General features: G+C 66.8%; 17 protein-coding genes. 12 read left to right on the forward strand and 5 right to left on the reverse strand.

What is annotated here, in order from left to right; all coding sequences use genetic code 11:
• Positions 1-56 precede the first annotated feature (56 nt).
• Genes P6281_RS02800 through P6281_RS02815 form a run of 4 tightly spaced genes read right to left on the reverse strand, consistent with a single transcriptional unit; the run spans position 57 to position 4,160 of the window.
• Positions 57-275, reverse strand: a complete 219-nt coding sequence (locus P6281_RS02800) for a hypothetical protein (protein WP_008263729.1) — start codon at positions 273-275, stop codon at positions 57-59.
• 59 nt (positions 276-334) lie between these two features.
• Entirely contained in the window at positions 335-1,846 is a 1,512-nt protein-coding gene (gene fadD17, locus P6281_RS02805) for a long-chain-fatty-acid--CoA ligase FadD17 (RefSeq protein WP_014383775.1), read from the reverse strand.
• Between the two features lie 5 nt (positions 1,847-1,851).
• Positions 1,852-2,949: an acyl-CoA dehydrogenase family protein gene (locus tag P6281_RS02810; protein WP_008263732.1), complete on the reverse strand. Its 1,098-nt coding sequence runs from the start codon at positions 2,947-2,949 to the stop codon at positions 1,852-1,854.
• A gap of 29 nt (positions 2,950-2,978) precedes the next feature.
• Positions 2,979-4,160 carry an acyl-CoA dehydrogenase gene (locus P6281_RS02815; RefSeq protein ID WP_202349677.1) on the reverse strand — a complete coding sequence of 394 codons (1,182 nt, stop codon included), beginning with the start codon at positions 4,158-4,160 and terminating at the stop codon, positions 2,979-2,981.
• Positions 4,161-4,372: 212 nt separating this feature from the next.
• Here P6281_RS02815 and P6281_RS02820 point away from each other — a divergent pair, with 212 nt between their 5' ends.
• From P6281_RS02820 to P6281_RS02875, 12 genes are all read left to right on the forward strand, one after another.
• A complete protein-coding gene (locus P6281_RS02820; RefSeq protein WP_003877155.1) occupies positions 4,373-4,564 on the forward strand; it encodes a ferredoxin in 192 nt (63 codons plus the stop codon).
• Between the two features lie 44 nt (positions 4,565-4,608).
• Entirely contained in the window at positions 4,609-5,523 is a 915-nt protein-coding gene (locus tag P6281_RS02825) for a 3-oxoacyl-ACP reductase (RefSeq protein ID WP_009957037.1), read from the forward strand.
• Between the two features lie 235 nt (positions 5,524-5,758).
• Positions 5,759-6,523, forward strand: a complete 765-nt coding sequence (locus P6281_RS02830; protein WP_014379050.1) for an MlaE family ABC transporter permease — start codon at positions 5,759-5,761, stop codon at positions 6,521-6,523.
• Between the two features lie 19 nt (positions 6,524-6,542).
• A complete protein-coding gene (locus P6281_RS02835; RefSeq protein WP_008263742.1) occupies positions 6,543-7,385 on the forward strand; it encodes an MlaE family ABC transporter permease in 843 nt (280 codons plus the stop codon).
• A gap of 19 nt (positions 7,386-7,404) precedes the next feature.
• Positions 7,405-8,607, forward strand: coding sequence for a virulence factor Mce family protein (locus P6281_RS02840; protein WP_008263744.1), 1,203 nt, complete (start codon positions 7,405-7,407; stop codon positions 8,605-8,607).
• Complete coding sequence (locus tag P6281_RS02845) at positions 8,607-9,662, forward strand: virulence factor Mce family protein (protein WP_008263746.1); 1,056 nt, start codon at positions 8,607-8,609, stop codon at positions 9,660-9,662. The genes P6281_RS02840 and P6281_RS02845 overlap by 1 nt, the downstream gene beginning before the upstream one ends.
• Complete coding sequence (locus P6281_RS02850) at positions 9,652-10,716, forward strand: virulence factor Mce family protein (RefSeq protein ID WP_014381763.1); 1,065 nt, start codon at positions 9,652-9,654, stop codon at positions 10,714-10,716. The genes P6281_RS02845 and P6281_RS02850 overlap by 11 nt, the downstream gene beginning before the upstream one ends.
• Complete coding sequence (locus P6281_RS02855) at positions 10,713-12,140, forward strand: virulence factor Mce family protein (protein ID WP_324738609.1); 1,428 nt, start codon at positions 10,713-10,715, stop codon at positions 12,138-12,140. Before P6281_RS02850 ends, P6281_RS02855 begins: the two co-directional genes overlap by 4 nt.
• The gene (locus P6281_RS02860) at positions 12,137-13,291 is read left to right on the forward strand and encodes a virulence factor Mce family protein (RefSeq protein WP_009955884.1); all 1,155 of its coding nucleotides are present in this window, start codon (positions 12,137-12,139) and stop codon (positions 13,289-13,291) included. Before P6281_RS02855 ends, P6281_RS02860 begins: the two co-directional genes overlap by 4 nt.
• A gap of 11 nt (positions 13,292-13,302) precedes the next feature.
• A complete protein-coding gene (locus P6281_RS02865) occupies positions 13,303-15,024 on the forward strand; it encodes a virulence factor Mce family protein (protein WP_065507841.1) in 1,722 nt (573 codons plus the stop codon).
• A complete protein-coding gene (locus P6281_RS02870; RefSeq protein ID WP_042910626.1) occupies positions 15,024-15,731 on the forward strand; it encodes a hypothetical protein in 708 nt (235 codons plus the stop codon). The genes P6281_RS02865 and P6281_RS02870 overlap by 1 nt, the downstream gene beginning before the upstream one ends.
• A complete protein-coding gene (locus tag P6281_RS02875; protein ID WP_008263757.1) occupies positions 15,731-16,222 on the forward strand; it encodes a mammalian cell entry protein in 492 nt (163 codons plus the stop codon). Before P6281_RS02870 ends, P6281_RS02875 begins: the two co-directional genes overlap by 1 nt.
• A gap of 1 nt (position 16,223) precedes the next feature.
• On the opposite strand, the gene P6281_RS02880 is transcribed toward P6281_RS02875, so the two are convergent.
• Complete coding sequence (locus P6281_RS02880) at positions 16,224-16,802, reverse strand: hypothetical protein (RefSeq protein WP_008263759.1); 579 nt, start codon at positions 16,800-16,802, stop codon at positions 16,224-16,226.
• Between the last annotated feature and the right edge of the window lie 21 nt (positions 16,803-16,823).

Genomic DNA, 16,823 nt, shown 5'->3' on the forward strand with positions numbered 1-16,823 from the left:
GCCGGGACGGGGGACCGGCGCATCAACCATCGCGTCTCCTTGTCGTTGCGGCATGTTCAGCGCGGCGGTAGCGGCGCGCCCTCCTCCGGCGGGGGAGGAGCTTCCCACGGTTCGGGGTCCGGCGTCGGCGGTGACCACACCAGCGGCGGGGGTGGCGGTGGCAGGGGAGGCGGCGGGGGCGGGTCCGCCGCGGCGACACCGGCACCCAGCCCGAGCGCGGCCCCAGCCAGCGACCCGACCAGGAGCGAGCGGGCGATCATTTCGCGGATTTTCATCGAGCGCTGAGTTTACTGCCTGGACGCCCACATCCCGCGATAACGCCCGTCCCGGGGCCCTAGCGGTGGATCTTCCAGACCGGATCGCCGCAGTCGACGCCCTGAGCGGCCAGTTGCCGCTTGAGCACCTTGAAGGTCACCGTGCGCGGGAGTTCGGTGCTGACCCGTACGTATGACGGCCATTGCTTGGGTCCCAAGTCCGGTTGCTCGGCCAAGAAGGTGCGGAACTTCTCGTCGTCGAACTCGGTGCCCGGCGCCATCACCACCGCGGCCATGACTTGGTCGCCGACGATCGCGTCGGGCACCGGGTACACCGCGACCTCGGTCAGGTCGGGGTGGCGCAGCAACACCCGCTCGATCGGCGCGGCGCCGAGGTTTTCGCCGTCGACGCGCATCCAATCACCCAGCCGCCCAGCGAAATACGCATAACCGGCGTCGTCACGGTAGGCGAGATCGCCGCTGTGGTAGACCCCGCCGGCCATCCGCTCGGCCTCGGCGGCGGCGTCGTTGTAATAACCCTCGAAACGGCCCGGCCCGGCGACGTTCACCAGTTCGCCGACCACGCCCGGTGGGCATGACGCGCCGGTGTCGGGATCGACGATGTCGATGCCCGGCGGGAGGGGGCCCAATGAACCCGGCGGTGTGTCCGGCGTGCGCGCGATGGCCACGCCGCCCTCGGTGGAACCGAACCCGTCCTGCACGACACACCCGAATCGGCGGGCGAAGCGCTCGATGTCATCGGGCACGCCTTCGTTGCCGTACACCGCGCGCAGCGGGTTGTCCGCATCGTCGGGCCGCTCGGGCGTGGCCAGTACATACGACAACGGCTTGCCGACGTAGTTCGCGTACGTGGCGCCGTAGCGGCGGACGTCGACGATGAAGTTCGAGGCGGAGAACTTGCGCCGCAAGGCCATTGAGCCCGCACACGCCGCCGCCACCGCCCAGCCGACCAGCACCGCGTTGGAATGAAACAGCGGCATCGACACGTAGCAGACGTCGTCGGGGCCGAGGCCGAAGCGCTGCGACATCGTCACGCCCGCGATCGCGACCTTGCCGTGGCTGCACTTGACCGCCTTGGGCTCGCCGCTGGTACCCGACGTGAAGATCAACATGAACAGATCCGCCGGCGCGGCGTCCTGAAAAACGATCGGGGCGTCGCGGTGCGCGGCCAGTTCGTCGGCCCACGCGACGGAGTCGGCGTTCAGGTGCTCGATATCACCCAGCGTCTCAGACGATTTGGAGTCGGCGAGCACCAATTGGCAGTCGGCCCGGGCGATGTCGCGCTGCAGCGCCTCGCCGCGGCGCACCGGGTTGAGCCCGACCGGCACGATCCCCGACATTCCCGCCGCGACCAGCATCGCCGAGAAGAAGGGCGTGTTCTCCAGCAGCACTCCGACGTGGGGTGGCCGGGTGGGGTCGAGCCGCTTACGCAGCGCCGCGGCGATCGCGGCACCCTGCTGCAGGTGATCGCGCCAGCTGGTGAACGAGTCCTCGAAGTAGATACCCCGGTCGTCGATCTCGGTCAGCGGCGCCAGCAGCTTGGTGACCGTCAGGTCGTCGGTGAGCTCCATTTCGCCTAGGCGGGCGTCTCCGCCAGCTCGCGCCCGATGCGGCGCAGCTGCCCGGTGGCACCGCCCAGCGCGAACTCAATCTCCTTGGCGGCCAGGAAGTATCGGTGCGCGGGGTGATCGGTGTCGACGCCGACGCCGCCGTGCACGTGCACGATGGTGTGCGCCACCCGGTGACCGGCGTCGGCGGCCCAAAACGCCGCGCTGGCGACGTCGATCTCCGCCGGAATGTCCTCGGAGACTCGCCAGGCCGCCTGGGTGAGCGTCAGCCGCAACCCCTTGACGTCGATGTAGCCGTCGGCCAGCCGCTGCGAGACCGCCTGGAAGCTGCCGATCGGCCGGTCGAACTGCTCACGTTCGCGCGCGTATTCGGCGGTCATCTGCAGGCCACGCTCGAGCACCCCGAGCTGGAAAGCGCTGCGGCCCAACGTGCCCAGCGTGCCGAGCCAGGTCGCCACCTCGGCGCCGCCGACCCTGCGGCCGCCGTCCACCTCGGTGCCGTCCAGTGCGAGGTGCCCGACGCTGCCCAGGCCGGTGGTCTGCAGGGCCGTCACCGTGACGCCGGGATCGTCGGCGGCAACCAGGAAAACCGCCGTGCCGGCATCCGTTTCGGCGGGGACCAGGAACGCGTCGGCCACCGGGCCGAAACCGACCTGGGTGCGCGTGCCGGTCAGCCGGTAACCGGCGCCGGCGCTTAGCGCCTGCACCGGGCCCTCGCCCATCTCGCCGTCGAGCGCGATGCTCAGGGTCTTCTCGCCGTTGACCGCCGGCACGCCCCAGTTCTGCTGCAGCTCTTCGGAGCCGAACCGGGCCAGCGCCCCGGCGCCCAGCACCACCGACTCCAGGTAGGGCACCGCGGCCAGCTGATGGCCCAGCGCGACCAGGATCGCGATCTGCTCGAGCGCGCCGAAACCGTCGCCGCCCAGCGATGACGCCGACGCGCTGGACAGGATGCCGGCGTCGATCAGCTTTCGCCACAGGTCGCGATCGAACCGCTGATCGAGCCCGTCCAGCTCGCGCTGGTGTTCGGGGGTGCACACCGAGTCCACGATCGTGTCGACCAGGTTGCCGAGGTCGTTCGCCGCTTCGGTTGTCGTGAAATCCATGAACGTCCGTCCTTCTATTACGTAGCGGCTCAGCGGTTGCGGGGCAGACCGAGGGCGACCATGCCGATGATGTCGCGCTGAACTTCGTTGGTGCCGCCTCCGAAGGTCAGGATCAGGCAGGCCCGGTGCATCCGCTCGACCCGGCCCCGCAGCAACGAGCCCGGCGAATTCTGGCGCAGCGTCGCCGCGGTACCCAGCACCTCCATCAGCAGCCGGTAGGCCTCGGTGGCCAGCTCGGTGCCGTAGACCTTGGCCGCCGACGCGTCGGCGGGTGACAGGTCCTCACTCGCGGCCGAGGCCAGCTCCCAGTTGATCAGCTTGAGGACCTCGGCCTTGGCGTGCACCCGGGCCAGGTTGAGCTGCACCCACTCCGAGTCGATGAGCCGGGCGCCCCCGTCGTCCTTGGTGTTCTGCGCCCATTCGCGAACCTCGCGCAGGGCCAGGAAGATCGGTTGCGGCGACACCAGGGCGACGCGCTCGTGGTTGAGCTGGTTGGTCACCAGCTTCCAGCCGCCGTTCTCCTCGCCGATCAGGTTGGTCACCGGGACGCGGACGTCGGAGTAATAGGTGGCGCTGGTGTCCACACCGGCCATCGTGTGCACCGGGGTCCAGGAGAAACCCTCCGCGGTGGTCGGCACGGTCAGCATCGAAATCCCGCGGTGCTTCTTGGCGTCGGGGTTGGTGCGCACCGCCAACCACACCCAGTCGGCGTAGGCGATCAGGCTGGTCCACATCTTCTGGCCGTTGATGACGTAGTCGTCGCCGTCGCGCACCGCGGTCGTGCGCAGGTTGGCGAGGTCGGTGCCGGCGCCGGGCTCGGAGTAGCCGATCGAGAAGTGCAGCTCGCCCGCGGCGATCTTGGGCAGGAAGAACTTCTTCTGTTCCTCGGTGCCGAACGCCATGATGGTCGGCGCGACGCTGTTGATCGTCAGGAACGGCACCGGCACGCCGGCGATGGCGGCCTCGTCGGTGAAGATCAGCGAGTCCATCGGCGAGCGGTCCTGGCCGCCGTACTCCTTGGGCCAGTTCAGGGTGAGCCACCCGTCTTTGCCCATCTGCGCGACGGTGTCGCGATACGCCGTGCCGGTACCGACCTCGCCGCCCCCCGAGGAGGTCAGCGCCTCGCGACGCTCCGGGGTCATCAGGTTGGTGAAGTACGACCGCAGCTCGCGACGCAGCTCTTCTTGCTCAGGGGTGTAACTGATGCGCATTTCAGCCGTCCTTCAAGTCAACGACGTTTCCGAATACAACCCGCGTCACAGGCTGCAGCTCGACCAACGGCTACCCATTCGTCTTCCCGGTTGTAACACGTTCTAGTCTGGGAATCCAGCGACCGTTTCCCCAGCGGTGTCGGGGTCTTATGGTGGACCTACATACTGATGAGGCGAGTCCTGCGGTGAAGGCCAGGTTCAAGGAGGGTGCTGTGCGGGTGATCGTGGACCGTGACCGGTGCGAAGGTAACGCAGTGTGCTTGGGAATTGCCCCCGATATCTTCGACCTCGACGACGAGGATTACGCCGTGGTGAAGCTCGACCCGATTCCCGCCGATCAGGAGCAGTTGGCCGAGCAGGCGATCGCCGAATGCCCGCGCGCCGCGCTGTCCCGCGGCGACTGATCCGAGCCTAGAGCGCGCAACCCGAAACTAGAGGTATTCATAAATTGACTAGCAGCACGAACGCGACCGATCTCTCCGGAAAGGTCGCGGTGGTCACCGGTGCGGCCGCGGGCCTGGGACGGGCCGAGGCGCTCGGCCTGGCACGCCTCGGAGCGACCGTCGTCGTCAACGACATCGCCGCCGCGTTGGACGCCTCCGACGTCATCGACGAGATCAACTCCTCCGGTTCGAAGGCCGTTGCCGTGGCGGGCGACATCAGCGAACGCTCCACCGCCGACGAATTGGTCGCCCAGGCCGACGGGCTGGGTGGGCTCGACATCGTGGTCAACAACGCCGGCATCACGCGCGACCGGATGCTGTTCAACATGTCCGACGAGGAGTGGGACCAGGTCATCGCCGTGCACCTGCGCGGCCATTTCCTGCTGACCCGCAACGCCGCCACCTACTGGCGCTCCAAGGCCAAGGAGGCGGACGGCAAGGTCTTCGGCCGGATCGTCAACACCGCATCGGAGGCCGGCCTGGTCGGCCCCGTCGGGCAGGCGAACTACGGCGCCGCCAAGGCGGGCATCATCTCGCTCACCCTGACCGCCGCGCGGGCGCTCGGCCGCTACGGCGTGTGCGCCAACGCCATCTGCCCCCGCGCGCGCACGGCGATGACGGCCGACGTGTTCGGCGATGCACCGGAGGTGGAGGCCGGCGGGGTCGATCCGCTGTCGCCAGAGCACGTCGTCAATCTGGTCAAGTTCCTGTCCTCGCCGGCGGCTGCGGAAGTCAACGGCCAGGTGTTCATCGTCTACGGTCCGCAGGTGACACTGGTCGCTGCCCCGACGGTCGAGCGCAAATTCAGCGCCGACGGCGCCGCTTGGGACCCTGCACAGCTGAGTGCGACGCTGCAGGAATACTTTGCTGGACGTGATCCTGAGCACAATTTTTCGGCGAGCGCACTGATGGATCAATAGCCATTTGGGGCTAGTCGATCGGGGGGAATCGGCAGGTAGAACGTGTGTCAGTTTGACACGTGACAAGTGCGTCTGACCTGGCGAATTAACGGTTGGGATAAGAAATGCTGTTCATTGACATGGTGAACTTGTTCTGAGTTAATATGATCCGGCTCACACCGAGCCCCATGCGACCGTAGACAACGCAAAGGCCAGCCATAGACTTCGCCGAGACCAGCCGAGGGGGGACACCGAGGTGAGGGAGCAACTTGCCGTTCCCGCCCGCGCCGTCGGCGGATTCTTCGAAATGATGATGGACACCGGCCGGGCAGCTTTTCGCCGGCCGTTCCAGTTTGGCGAGTTTCTCGATCAGACGTGGATGATCGCCCGCGTGTCGCTGGTCCCGACGCTGCTGGTGTCCATCCCCTTCACGGTGCTGGTGGCCTTCACCCTCAACATCCTGCTGCGCGAGATCGGCGCCGCCGACCTGTCCGGCGCCGGGACGGCGTTCGGCACCATCACCCAGCTGGGTCCGGTGGTGACCGTGCTCGTCGTCGCCGGTGCCGGCGCCACCGCGATCTGCGCCGACCTGGGCGCGCGCACCATCCGCGAGGAGATCGACGCGATGCGCGTGCTCGGCATCGACCCGATCCAGCGGCTGGTGGTCCCCCGTGTGCTGGCGTCCACGGTGGTGGCGCTGCTGCTCAACGGCTTGGTATGCGCCATCGGGCTTTCCGGTGGCTATGTGTTCTCCGTCTTCCTGCAGGGCGTCAACCCAGGCGCGTTCATCAACGGCTTGACCGTGCTGACCGGACTGCGCGAGCTGGTACTCGCCGAAGTCAAGGCGCTGCTGTTCGGTGTGATGGCCGGGATGGTGGGCTGTTACCGCGGCCTGACTGTCAAGGGCGGGCCCAAGGGCGTCGGCAACGCGGTCAACGAAACCGTGGTCTACGCCTTCATCTGTCTGTTCGTGATCAACGTGGTGATGACCGCCATCGGCGTGCGAATTTCGGCGAAGTGATGAGACGGGTGAGCACGCGATGAGTTACGACGCCACACTGCGGTTTCGTCGCCTCTTCTCGCGGCTGCAGGAGCCGGTCGACGACTTCGGCGAGCAGGCGTTGTTCTACGGGCAGACCGTGCGCTACGTCCCCAACGCGCTCACCCGATACCGCAAGGAGACGGTCCGGCTGATCGCCGAGATGACCATGGGCGCGGGGGCTCTCGTGATGATCGGCGGCACGGTCGGTGTCGCGGCGTTTTTGACCCTGGCCTCCGGCGGTGTCATTGCCGTGCAAGGGTATTCGTCGCTGGGCAACATCGGCATCGAGGCGCTGACGGGATTCCTGTCGGCCTTCCTGAACGTCCGGGTGGTCGCCCCGGTGATCGCCGGCATCGCGCTGGCGGCCACCATCGGCGCCGGCGCCACCGCCCAATTGGGCGCCATGCGGGTGTCCGAGGAGATCGACGCCGTCGAGTGCATGGCGGTGCACTCGGTGTCCTACCTGGTGTCGACCCGCCTGATCGCCGGCCTGATCGCGATCATCCCGCTGTACTCGCTGTCCGTGCTGGCCGCGTTCTTCGCCGCCCGCTTCACCACGGTGTACATCAACGGGCAGTCAAAAGGCCTCTACGACCACTACTTCAATACGTTCCTGATCCCGTCGGACCTGTTGTGGTCGTTCCTGCAGGCGATCGTGATGTCCATCGCGGTCATGTTGGTGCACACCTATTACGGCTACAACGCCAGCGGTGGTCCCGTCGGCGTCGGCATCGCAGTCGGCCAGGCGGTGCGGACGTCGTTGATCGTCGTGGTCGTCATCACTTTGTTCATCTCGCTCGCTGTGTATGGGGCGTCCGGTAACTTCAACCTCTCCGGCTAAGAGGACCGCTTAAAAGGACATGGCAGAAACAGGCGCGCGACGCACGACCGTCCGGCTGGCAGCAGCAGTGCTGGCCGGCCTCATGGTGGCTTTCGCTGTGCTGACTTACCTTTCCTACACGGCCGCCTTCGCGTCGATCGACACCGTCACCGTGTCGGCGCCCCGGGCGGGGCTGGTGATGGAGAAGGGCGCCAAGGTCAAATACCGGGGCATCCAGATCGGCAAGGTCGAGACCATCGACTATTCCGGCGACCAGGCGCGCCTGACGCTGGGCATCAACAGCGACGACATGCATTTCATCCCGTCCAACGCGGCGGTGCACATCGCGGGTAACACCATCTTCGGTGCGAAGGCGGTGGAATTCATTCCGCCGCAAACGCCGTCGCCGACCTCGCTGCGTCCGGACGCGCACGTCGCGGCCTCGTCGGTGCAGCTCGAAGTCAACACCTTGTTCCAGTCGCTGATCGACCTGTTGCACAAGGTCGACCCCGTCGAACTCAACGGGACGTTGAGCGCGTTCGCCGAAGGCCTGCGTGGCCACGGCGATGACCTGGGCGGCATCCTTTCGGGACTGAATACGCTGACGCGCCAAGCGAATCCGAAGCTGCCCGCCTTGCAGGAAGACCTCCGCAAGACCGCGGTCGTGGCGAACGTCTACGCCGACTCCGCCCCCAATCTGAACACCGTCTTCGACAACCTGCCGACGATCAACAAGACCGTCGTGGACCAGCAGAAGAATCTCGACAAGACCCTGTTGGCCACCATCGGCCTGTCGAACAACGCCTATGACACGTTGGCGCCGGCCGAGCAGGACTTCATCGACGCCATCAACCGGCTGCGGGCCCCGCTCAAGGTGGCCGCCGACTACTCACCGGAATTCGGCTGCCTGTTCGCCGGAATCGAGCGCGGCATCAAGGAATTCGCCCCGCTGCTCGGCGTCCGCAAGGCCGGCCTGTTCACGTCGTCGAGCTTCGTGCTGGGCGCGCCGTCGTACACGTACCCGGAGTCGTTGCCGATCGTGAACGCCTCCGGCGGCCCGAATTGCCGTGGGCTGCCCGACATCCCGACCAAGCAGACCGGCGGCTCGTTCTACCGGGCGCCGTTCCTGGTCACCGACAACGCCAACATCCCGTACGAGCCGTTCACCGAGCTGCAGTTCGACGCGCCCTCGACGCTGCAGTTCTTGTTCCACGGCGCCTTCGCGGAACGGGACGATTTCTGATGCCGGACAGTTCGGGCATGCCGTCGCACCGCGAGATGATGATCAAGGTCAGCATCTTCGCCGTGGCCATGCTGCTGGTGTCGGCCGGGCTGGTGGTGGTGTTCGGCGACTTCCGGTTCGGACCCGAAAGCACCTACCACGCAACGTTTACCGACGTCTCGCGGTTGAAGGCCGGTCAAAAGGTGCGCATCGCCGGGGTGCCGGTCGGTGCGGTGTCCGACATCAAGCTCAATCGCGACAACACCATCGACGTGAAGTTCGGGGTCGACAAGCGCTACACGCTCTACTCGTCGACGCGCGCGGTGATCCGCTACGAAAACCTCGTCGGTGACCGATATCTGGAGATCACGTCCGGCCCTGGAGAGCTGCGAAAACTCCCCGCCGGCGCGACGATCAACAGCCAACACACCCAGCCCGCACTGGATCTCGACGCGCTGCTGGGCGGGCTGCGGCCGGTCCTCAAAGGCCTCGACGCCGACAAGGTCAACACCATCAGCAGCGCGGTCATCCAGCTGCTGCAGGGCCAGGGCGGCGCGTTGTCGAACGTGCTGGCCGACACGAGCGCGTTCTCCTCGGCGCTGGGCCAGCGCGACCAGCTCATCGGCGACGTGATCAACAACCTCAACACGGTGCTGACGACCGTGGACCAACGCAGCGCGCAGTTTTCGACAAGCGTGGACCAGTTGCAACAACTGATCACCGGGCTGGCCGAACACAAGGACGACATCGCGGGTGCCATCCCCCCGCTGGCCTCCACGACGACGGATTTGACCCAGCTGCTGAAGAATTCGCGCCGCCCGCTGCAAGGCGTCCTGGAGAACACCCGTCCGCTGGCCACCGAGCTGGACAACCGCAAGGCCGAGGTGAACAACGACATCGAACAGCTGGGCGAGGACTATCTGCGGCTGGCGGCCCTCGGCGCTTACGGCTCGTTCTTCAACATCTATTTCTGCTCCGTGACGATCAAGATCAACGGCCCCGCCGGTGGCGACATCCTCCTGCCGCTTGGTGGCCAGGTGGATCCCAGCAAGGGGAGGTGCGCGTTTGCCAAGTAACGCAACACATGAGCGCGATCCGCTGCGCACCGGAATCTTCGGCGTGGTGCTCGTGGTCTGCGTCGTGCTCATCGCATTCGGGTATTCCGGTTTACCGTTCTGGCCGCAGGGCAAGATCTACGACGCCTACTTCAGCGACGCGGGTGGAATCAATCCCGGCAATGCCGTTTACGTCTCGGGCTTCAAAGTCGGCAAGGTGACCTCCGTGGGTCTGGCCGGCGACAGCGCCAAGATCAGCTTCAGCGTCGACCGCCACGTCGCCGTCGGCGACCAGTCGCTGGCCGCGATCCGCACCGACACCATCCTCGGTGAGCGCTCCATCTCGGTGACCCCGGCCGGTGGCGGCAAGGCAACCACCATCCCGCTCAGTCGCACCACGACGCCGTACACGCTGGCCGGCGCGCTCGAGGACTTGGGTTCCAATGCCAGCAACCTGAACAAGCCGCAGTTCGAAAAGGCGCTGAACGTGTTGACCGACACGCTGCACGACGCCACCCCCGAGCTGCGCGGTGCGCTGGACGGCGTGACGTCGCTGTCTCGCACCCTGGACCGACGCGACGAGGCGTTGCAAAGCCTACTGGCGCACGCGAAGTCGGTCACCGGCGTGTTGTCACAGCGCGCCGAGCAGGTCAACAAGCTGGTCGACGACGGTAACGAGTTGTTCGCCGCGCTCGACGAACGCCACCGCGCGCTGGGTCAGCTGATCTCGGGCATCCAGGAGCTCTCGGCGCAGATATCCGGCTTCGTCGCCGACAACCGCAGGGAATTCGGGCCCGCGCTCAACAAGCTCAACGATGTGCTGTCCAACCTCAACGAGCGCCGCGACTACATCACCGAGGCCCTCAAGCGGCTGCCCACCTACGCCACCGAGTTGGGCGAGGTGGTCGGCTCGGGTCCCGGCTTCAACGTGAACGTCTACGGCGTCATCCCGGCGCCGCTGCTCGCGACGATGTTCGACTTCTTCTATCAGCCCGGCAAGATGCCGGCCAGCCTGGCCGACTATCTGCGCGGGTTGATTCAGGAACGCTGGATCATCAGGCCGAAGTCGCCATGATGCAGCGGATCATCCGCAGCAGGGGGCTGCGCTACGCCACCATCATCGCGCTGGTCGCGGTGCTGGTGGGCGGCGTGTATGTGCTGTCGTCGCAAGGGAATAACCGCAAGATCGTCGGCCACTTCGCGTCGGCGGTCGGGTTGTATCCCGGCGACCAGGTGCGCATCCTGGGTGTCCCGGTCGGCACCATCGACACGATCGAGCCGCGACCCTCCGACGTCAAGATCACGATGTCGGTGTCCAAGGACGTGAAGGTCCCCAAGGACGCCAAGGCCATCATCATGTCGCCAAACCTGGTGGCGGCCAGGTTCATCCAGTTGACGCCGGCCTACACCGGCGGGCCGGAGATGGCCGACGGCGCCAGCATCGGCCCGGACCGCACCGCGGTCCCGGTGGAGTGGGACGAGGTCAAAGAGTCGCTGACCCAGCTGGCGGTCCAGCTCGGCCCGACGGCCGGGTCGCTGCAGGGTCCGTTGGGCGCGGCGATCAACCAGGCCGCCGACACCTTCGACGGCAAGGGCCAGTCGTTCCACAGCGCCCTGCGCGAGCTCTCGCAAGCCGCTGGGCGACTTGGGGATTCGCGCGGCGACATCTTCGGCACGGTCAAAAACCTCCAGGTCGTGGTCAACGCCCCGTCGTCCAGCAACGAACAGATCGTCCAATTCGCCGGTAGCGTCGCGTCGGTGTCGCAGGTGCTCGCCGACAGCTCGCGCCATCTCGACAGCACCCTGGGGACCCTCAACACGGCGCTGTCGGACATCCGTGGGTTCCTCCACGAACACAACTCGACCATCGTCGACACGGTCAACAACCTCAACGATCTCGCGAAGACACTGAGCGACGAGAGCGACGACATCGAGCAGGTGCTGCACGTGGCGGGCCCGGGTATCGCCAACTTCTACAACATCTACGATCCCGCGCAGGGCACGCTCAACGGTCTGCTGTCGATACCGGAATTCGCCAACCCCGTGCAGTTCATCTGCGGGGGATCCTTCGAGACCGCGGCCGGGCCCAGGGCGCCGGACTACTTCAAGCGCGCCGAGCTCTGTCGCGAGCGGCTGGGGCCGGTGCTGCGCCGGCTCACCGTGAACTACCCGCCGCTGATGTTCCACCCGCTCAACACGATCACGGCGTACAAGGGGCAGATCATCTACGACACCCCGCAGACTCAGGCCAAGGCGGCGACCCCGGTCCCGGAGCTGACGTGGGTGCCGGCCAAGGGCGCCCAGACGCCGGCCACGCAGAACCCGGCGGATCTGCAGGCGCTGCTCGTCCCGCCGGCCCCGCAGGCCGGTCCGGGACCCGGCCCCGCACCGGCCGGCGCCGCTCCCGCCCCCGGAAGCGCGTTCGGGCCGCGGCCGGGGCCTGCTCCGGCCCAACCCGCGCCCAACGGGCCCGCGGCCGGCTTGGGCGGTGGCGGATGAACCGAATGTGGTTGCGCGCCAGCGGATTGGCCGCGGGGAGCGTGCTGCTGGCCGGTTGCCAATTCAACGGCCTGAACTCGTTGGCGATGCCGGGCACCGCTGGCCACGGCAGCGGCGCCTACTCGGTGACCGTCGAGCTGCCCGACGTGGCGACGCTGCCGCAAAACTCGCCCGTAATGGTCGACGACGTCACCGTCGGAAGCGTTGCCGGCATCGCGGCCGAACAGCGCGCCGACGGATCGTTCTATGCGGCAGTCAAATTGGCGCTTAACAAAAACGTCGTCCTGCCCGCCAACTCGACCGCGACCGTCGCCCAGACGTCGCTGCTGGGTTCGATGCACATCGACCTGGCCCGGCCGAAGAACAAGCCGGCCGTGGGCCGGCTGACCGACGGGTCGAAGATCACGGAGGCCAACACCGGCCGCTATCCCACCACCGAAGAGGTGCTCTCGGCGCTCGGCGTTGTGGTGAACAAGGGCAATGTCGGTGCGCTGGAAGAGATCACCGACGAGACCTATCGGGCCGTCGCGGGCCGGCAGGACCAGTTCGTCGACCTGATCCCCCGGCTGGCGGAATTGACCTCGGGGCTCAACCGCCAGGTCAACGACATCATCGACGCGGTCGACGGATTGAACCGCTTCTCGGGCGCACTGGCGCGCGACAAGGACAACCTGGGCCGGGCGCTGGACACGCTGCCCGAGGCGATTCGCGTGCTCAACAAGAACCGCGACCACATCGTGGAGGCCTTCGGCGCGCTGCACAAACTGGCCAACGTCACCTCGCACGTGCTGGCCAAGACCAAGGTGGACTTCGCCGCCGACATGAAAGACCTGTACTCGGTCGTGAAGACCCTCAACGACAACCGAAAGAATTTCGTCACCTCACTACAGCTGTTGCTGACGTTTCCGTTCCCCAACTTCGGGATCAAGCAGGCGGTCCGGGGTGACTATCTCAACGTGTTCACCACCTTCGACCTCACCCTGCGCCGGCTCGGTGAAACGTTCTTCACGACGGCCTATTTCGACCCGAACATGGCTCACATGGACGAGATCCTCAACCCGCCGGACTTCTTGACCGGCGAATTGGCCAACCTGTCCGGACAGGCCGCGGATCCGTTCAAGATTCCGCCCGGCACGGCTTCGGGACAGTAGGGCGGGCGCACATGCATGACAGACTGACCAGGATCCAGCTGGCGATCTTCGCCGTGATCACGGCGATCACCCTGACCGTGATGGCGATCTTCTACCTGCGGCTGCCCGCGACCTTCGGCATCGGAACCTACAGTGTGAGCGCCGATTTCGTTGCCGGCGGCGGCCTGTACAAGAACGCCAACGTCACCTACCGCGGCGTTGCCGTCGGCCGCGTCGAGTCGGTCGGGCTGAGCCCCAACGGCGTCATCGCCCAGATGCGGCTGAACAGCGAGACGGCCATCCCGTCGAACGTCACCGCCACCGTCAAGAGTGTGTCGGCGGTCGGCGAGCAGTACATCGACCTGGTGCCCCCGAGCTCGCCCGCGTCGAGCAAGCTGACCAACGGTGCCCGCATCGAGCGGCAGAACACCCGGATCGGCCAGGACGTCGCCGATCTGTTGAAGCGGGCGGAGACACTGGTCAACAGCCTGGGTGACACCCGGTTGCGTGAACTGTTGCACGAGACGTTCATTGCGGCCAACGGGTCAGGCCCCGAGCTCGCCCGGCTGTTCGAGTCGGCCCGGCTGCTGGTGGACGAGGCCAACGCCAACTATCCCCAGGTGTCGCAGCTGATCGATCAGGCCGGGCCGTTCCTGCAGGCCCAGATCCGCGCCGGTGGCGACATCAAGTCGCTCTCGGATGGGCTGGCGCGGTTCACCTCCGAGGTCCGTCAGGCCGATCCCCGGCTCCGCGACACCCTGGCCACGGCCCCCGGCGCCACCGACGAGGCCAGCACCGCGTTCTCGGGCATCCGCCCCAACTTCCCGACCCTGGCCGCCAGCCTGGCCAACCTCGGCCGGGTGGGCGTGATCTACAACAAGTCGATCGAACAGCTGCTCGTCGTGTTGCCGGCGTTGTTCGCGGCCATCACCACCGCCGCGGGCGGCGGGCCGCAAGACGAGGGCGCCAAGCTGGACTTCAAGCTCGACCTCAACGACCCGCCGCCGTGCGCCGTCGGCTTCCTGCCGCCGCCGCTGATGCGCACCCCGGCCGACGAGACGGTGCGCGAGCTTCCGAGGGACATGTACTGCAAGACCGCGCAGAACGATCCCAGCACCGTGCGCGGCGCGCGTAACTACCCGTGCCAGGAGTTCCCCGGGAAGCGCGCCCCCACGATTCAGCTCTGCCGCGACCCTAAGGGCTACGTGCCGATCGGTCGCAACCCGTGGCGCGGCCCGCCGGTGCCCTACGACACCCCGATGACCAACGGGCTGAACGTGTTGCCGCCCAACCACTTCCCGTACATCCCGCCGGACGCCGACCCGGATCCGGGCACTCCGATGGTCGGGCCGCCCCCGCCGGGTGTGGTCCCTGGACCCGGTCCGGCGCCGCACCAGCCGGCCTTCGCCCCGCCGCCACCCAACGACAACGGGCCGCCCCCGCCGTTCACGTCGTGGCAGCCGCCGGGGGTGCCGCCGGTACCGCCGCAGCTTCCGTACCCGAAGTGGCTGCCCCCGCCGGCGCCGCCGCTGGGGATCAACCCGCCGCCGCCGGGCCCCGGCCCGGAGAAGCCGTGGGGCCCGCCGCCCGGCGGGCAGCCGCAGGCCAGCGGGCCGGCGTATGCCACGTATGACGAGAAGACCGGCGCGTTTGTCGATCCGGCGGGAGGCACTGGTATCTTCGCCGCCGGCGCCACCGGAACCTCCGGCGCCGAGAATTGGGTGGACCTCATGCTTGATCCAAGGCCTCTGTGATGGACGCTGCCATGGCAGACGAACAGACAACCAAGCCGCGCGCTCGTCGTAAAGCCTCGCGCGCGGCGGGTCCTGCCAAGAGCGAGTCGACACACGACGTCACGGTCCAGACGGAGGTGCCGGCCGCGCCGAAGCCGCCGGCGAAACCCGTCAAGACCCTCAAGTCGATCAAGCCGCCACCGCGACGCCAGCCGCACCGCGCCCTGGTGGCGTGGATCTCCTTCGCGGCGGCACTGGTGGCGGTGGGGGTGTTGGCCGGGTGCGTGGCCCTCCTGGCCGTCCAGCACCGCCACGCCGCCGCGGCGCAGGCGCGCGACCAACGGTTCGTCGACACCGCGACGCAGACGGTGGTCAACATGTTCAGCTACAAGCAGGACAACATCGACGAGAGCGTCAACCGATTCGTCAACGGGACCAGCGGTCCGCTGCGCGGGATGCTCAGCGCCAACAACAATGTCGAGAATCTCAAGGGCCTGTTCCGCTCCACCAACGCGACATCGGAAGCCGTCGTCAACGGCGCCGCGCTGGAAGGCATTGACGCCGTTACCGATAACGCGTCCGTGTTGGTGTCGGTGCGCGTCACGGTCGCCGACATCGACGGCGTCAACAAGCCGTCCATGCCCTACCGGTTGCGCGTCATCGTGCACGAAGACGACTCCGGACGCATGAGCGGCTACGACCTGAAGTATCCAGACGGGGGTAATTGATGCGATGGCGGCGTTGGCTGCTCATCGTCGCGGGTTACCTTCTGGCCGTGGCGTTCGTCGGGTTGTCCGCGGCGGCCGGCTGGATGTATTGGGATCGGGTCGAGGTTCGCGGTGAGCAGGCGGCGCGTGCCGTGTTGCCCGGTTTGGCGGCCAAGGAAATCCCCGAGGTCTTCGCCTACGACTACCAAACGGTCGAACGCAGCCTGTCGGCGGCGTACCCGCTACTGACCCCCGACTATCGCGCGGAGTTCCAGAAGAGCGCCAACACCCAGATCATCCCCGAAGCCAAGAAGCGCGAAGTCGTGGTGCAGGCCAACGTCGTGGGCGTGGGAGTCATGTCCGCCCAACGGAATTCGGCGTCGGTGATGGTCTACATGAACCGGACGGTCACCGACAAGTCACGGCAGCCGCTGTATGACGGCAGCCGATTGCGGGTCGACTTCAAAAAGATCGGCAAGCAGTGGCTGATCGCCTACATCACGCCGATCTAGCTCAGTAGCACATCGCAATGCCGTTGCAGTACAACGGGTAACGCTCGATCGGGCTGGGCGGCGGCCCGGTCATCGCCAGCGAAAAGGGCTGCTTCTTCATCTCCGGCTGCAGCCCGCATACCGGCCCGTGCAGCGTGGTGTGGGTGCCGCTCATCGTTTCGTCGCTGAACGCGAAGGTTTCGGTGGACGGCGCGGTGCCCCCGCCCGGGCAGGCCACGCCGTTGTCCTTTTGCACCTTGAACGTCCACAGCATGCTGGACATGCGAGCCCGGCCGCTGAAGTTCTGCAGCTTGTCGGCGGCGCTGATCTGCTCGTTCGTAGAGCTCACGATGTTCAGCGCGCAGTTCATCGCGAAGACGATCGGGTCGGAATAGTCGTTCATGTTCCGGGTCCCGGACGGCTGGTCACACAGTGCGGAGATGGTCCAGGTAACCCCGGAGACGCCCGCCTCGTTGTAGGCGTAGGTGCCGTCCGCCGGCGGCCCGAGCGCCTTGGCCGGTTCGCCGGATTGCAGCGCGATTCCCGTTGCGACAGCCGTGAAGACGGCGGCACCCGCGGCCAGTCCGTGACGGAGCTTCATGTGACTCTTTCTCCTTCGCGT

The organism is Mycobacterium sp. 5-140-3-2, from assembly GCF_035666375.1.
Lineage (GTDB): Bacteria > Actinomycetota > Actinomycetes > Mycobacteriales > Mycobacteriaceae > Mycobacterium > Mycobacterium intracellulare.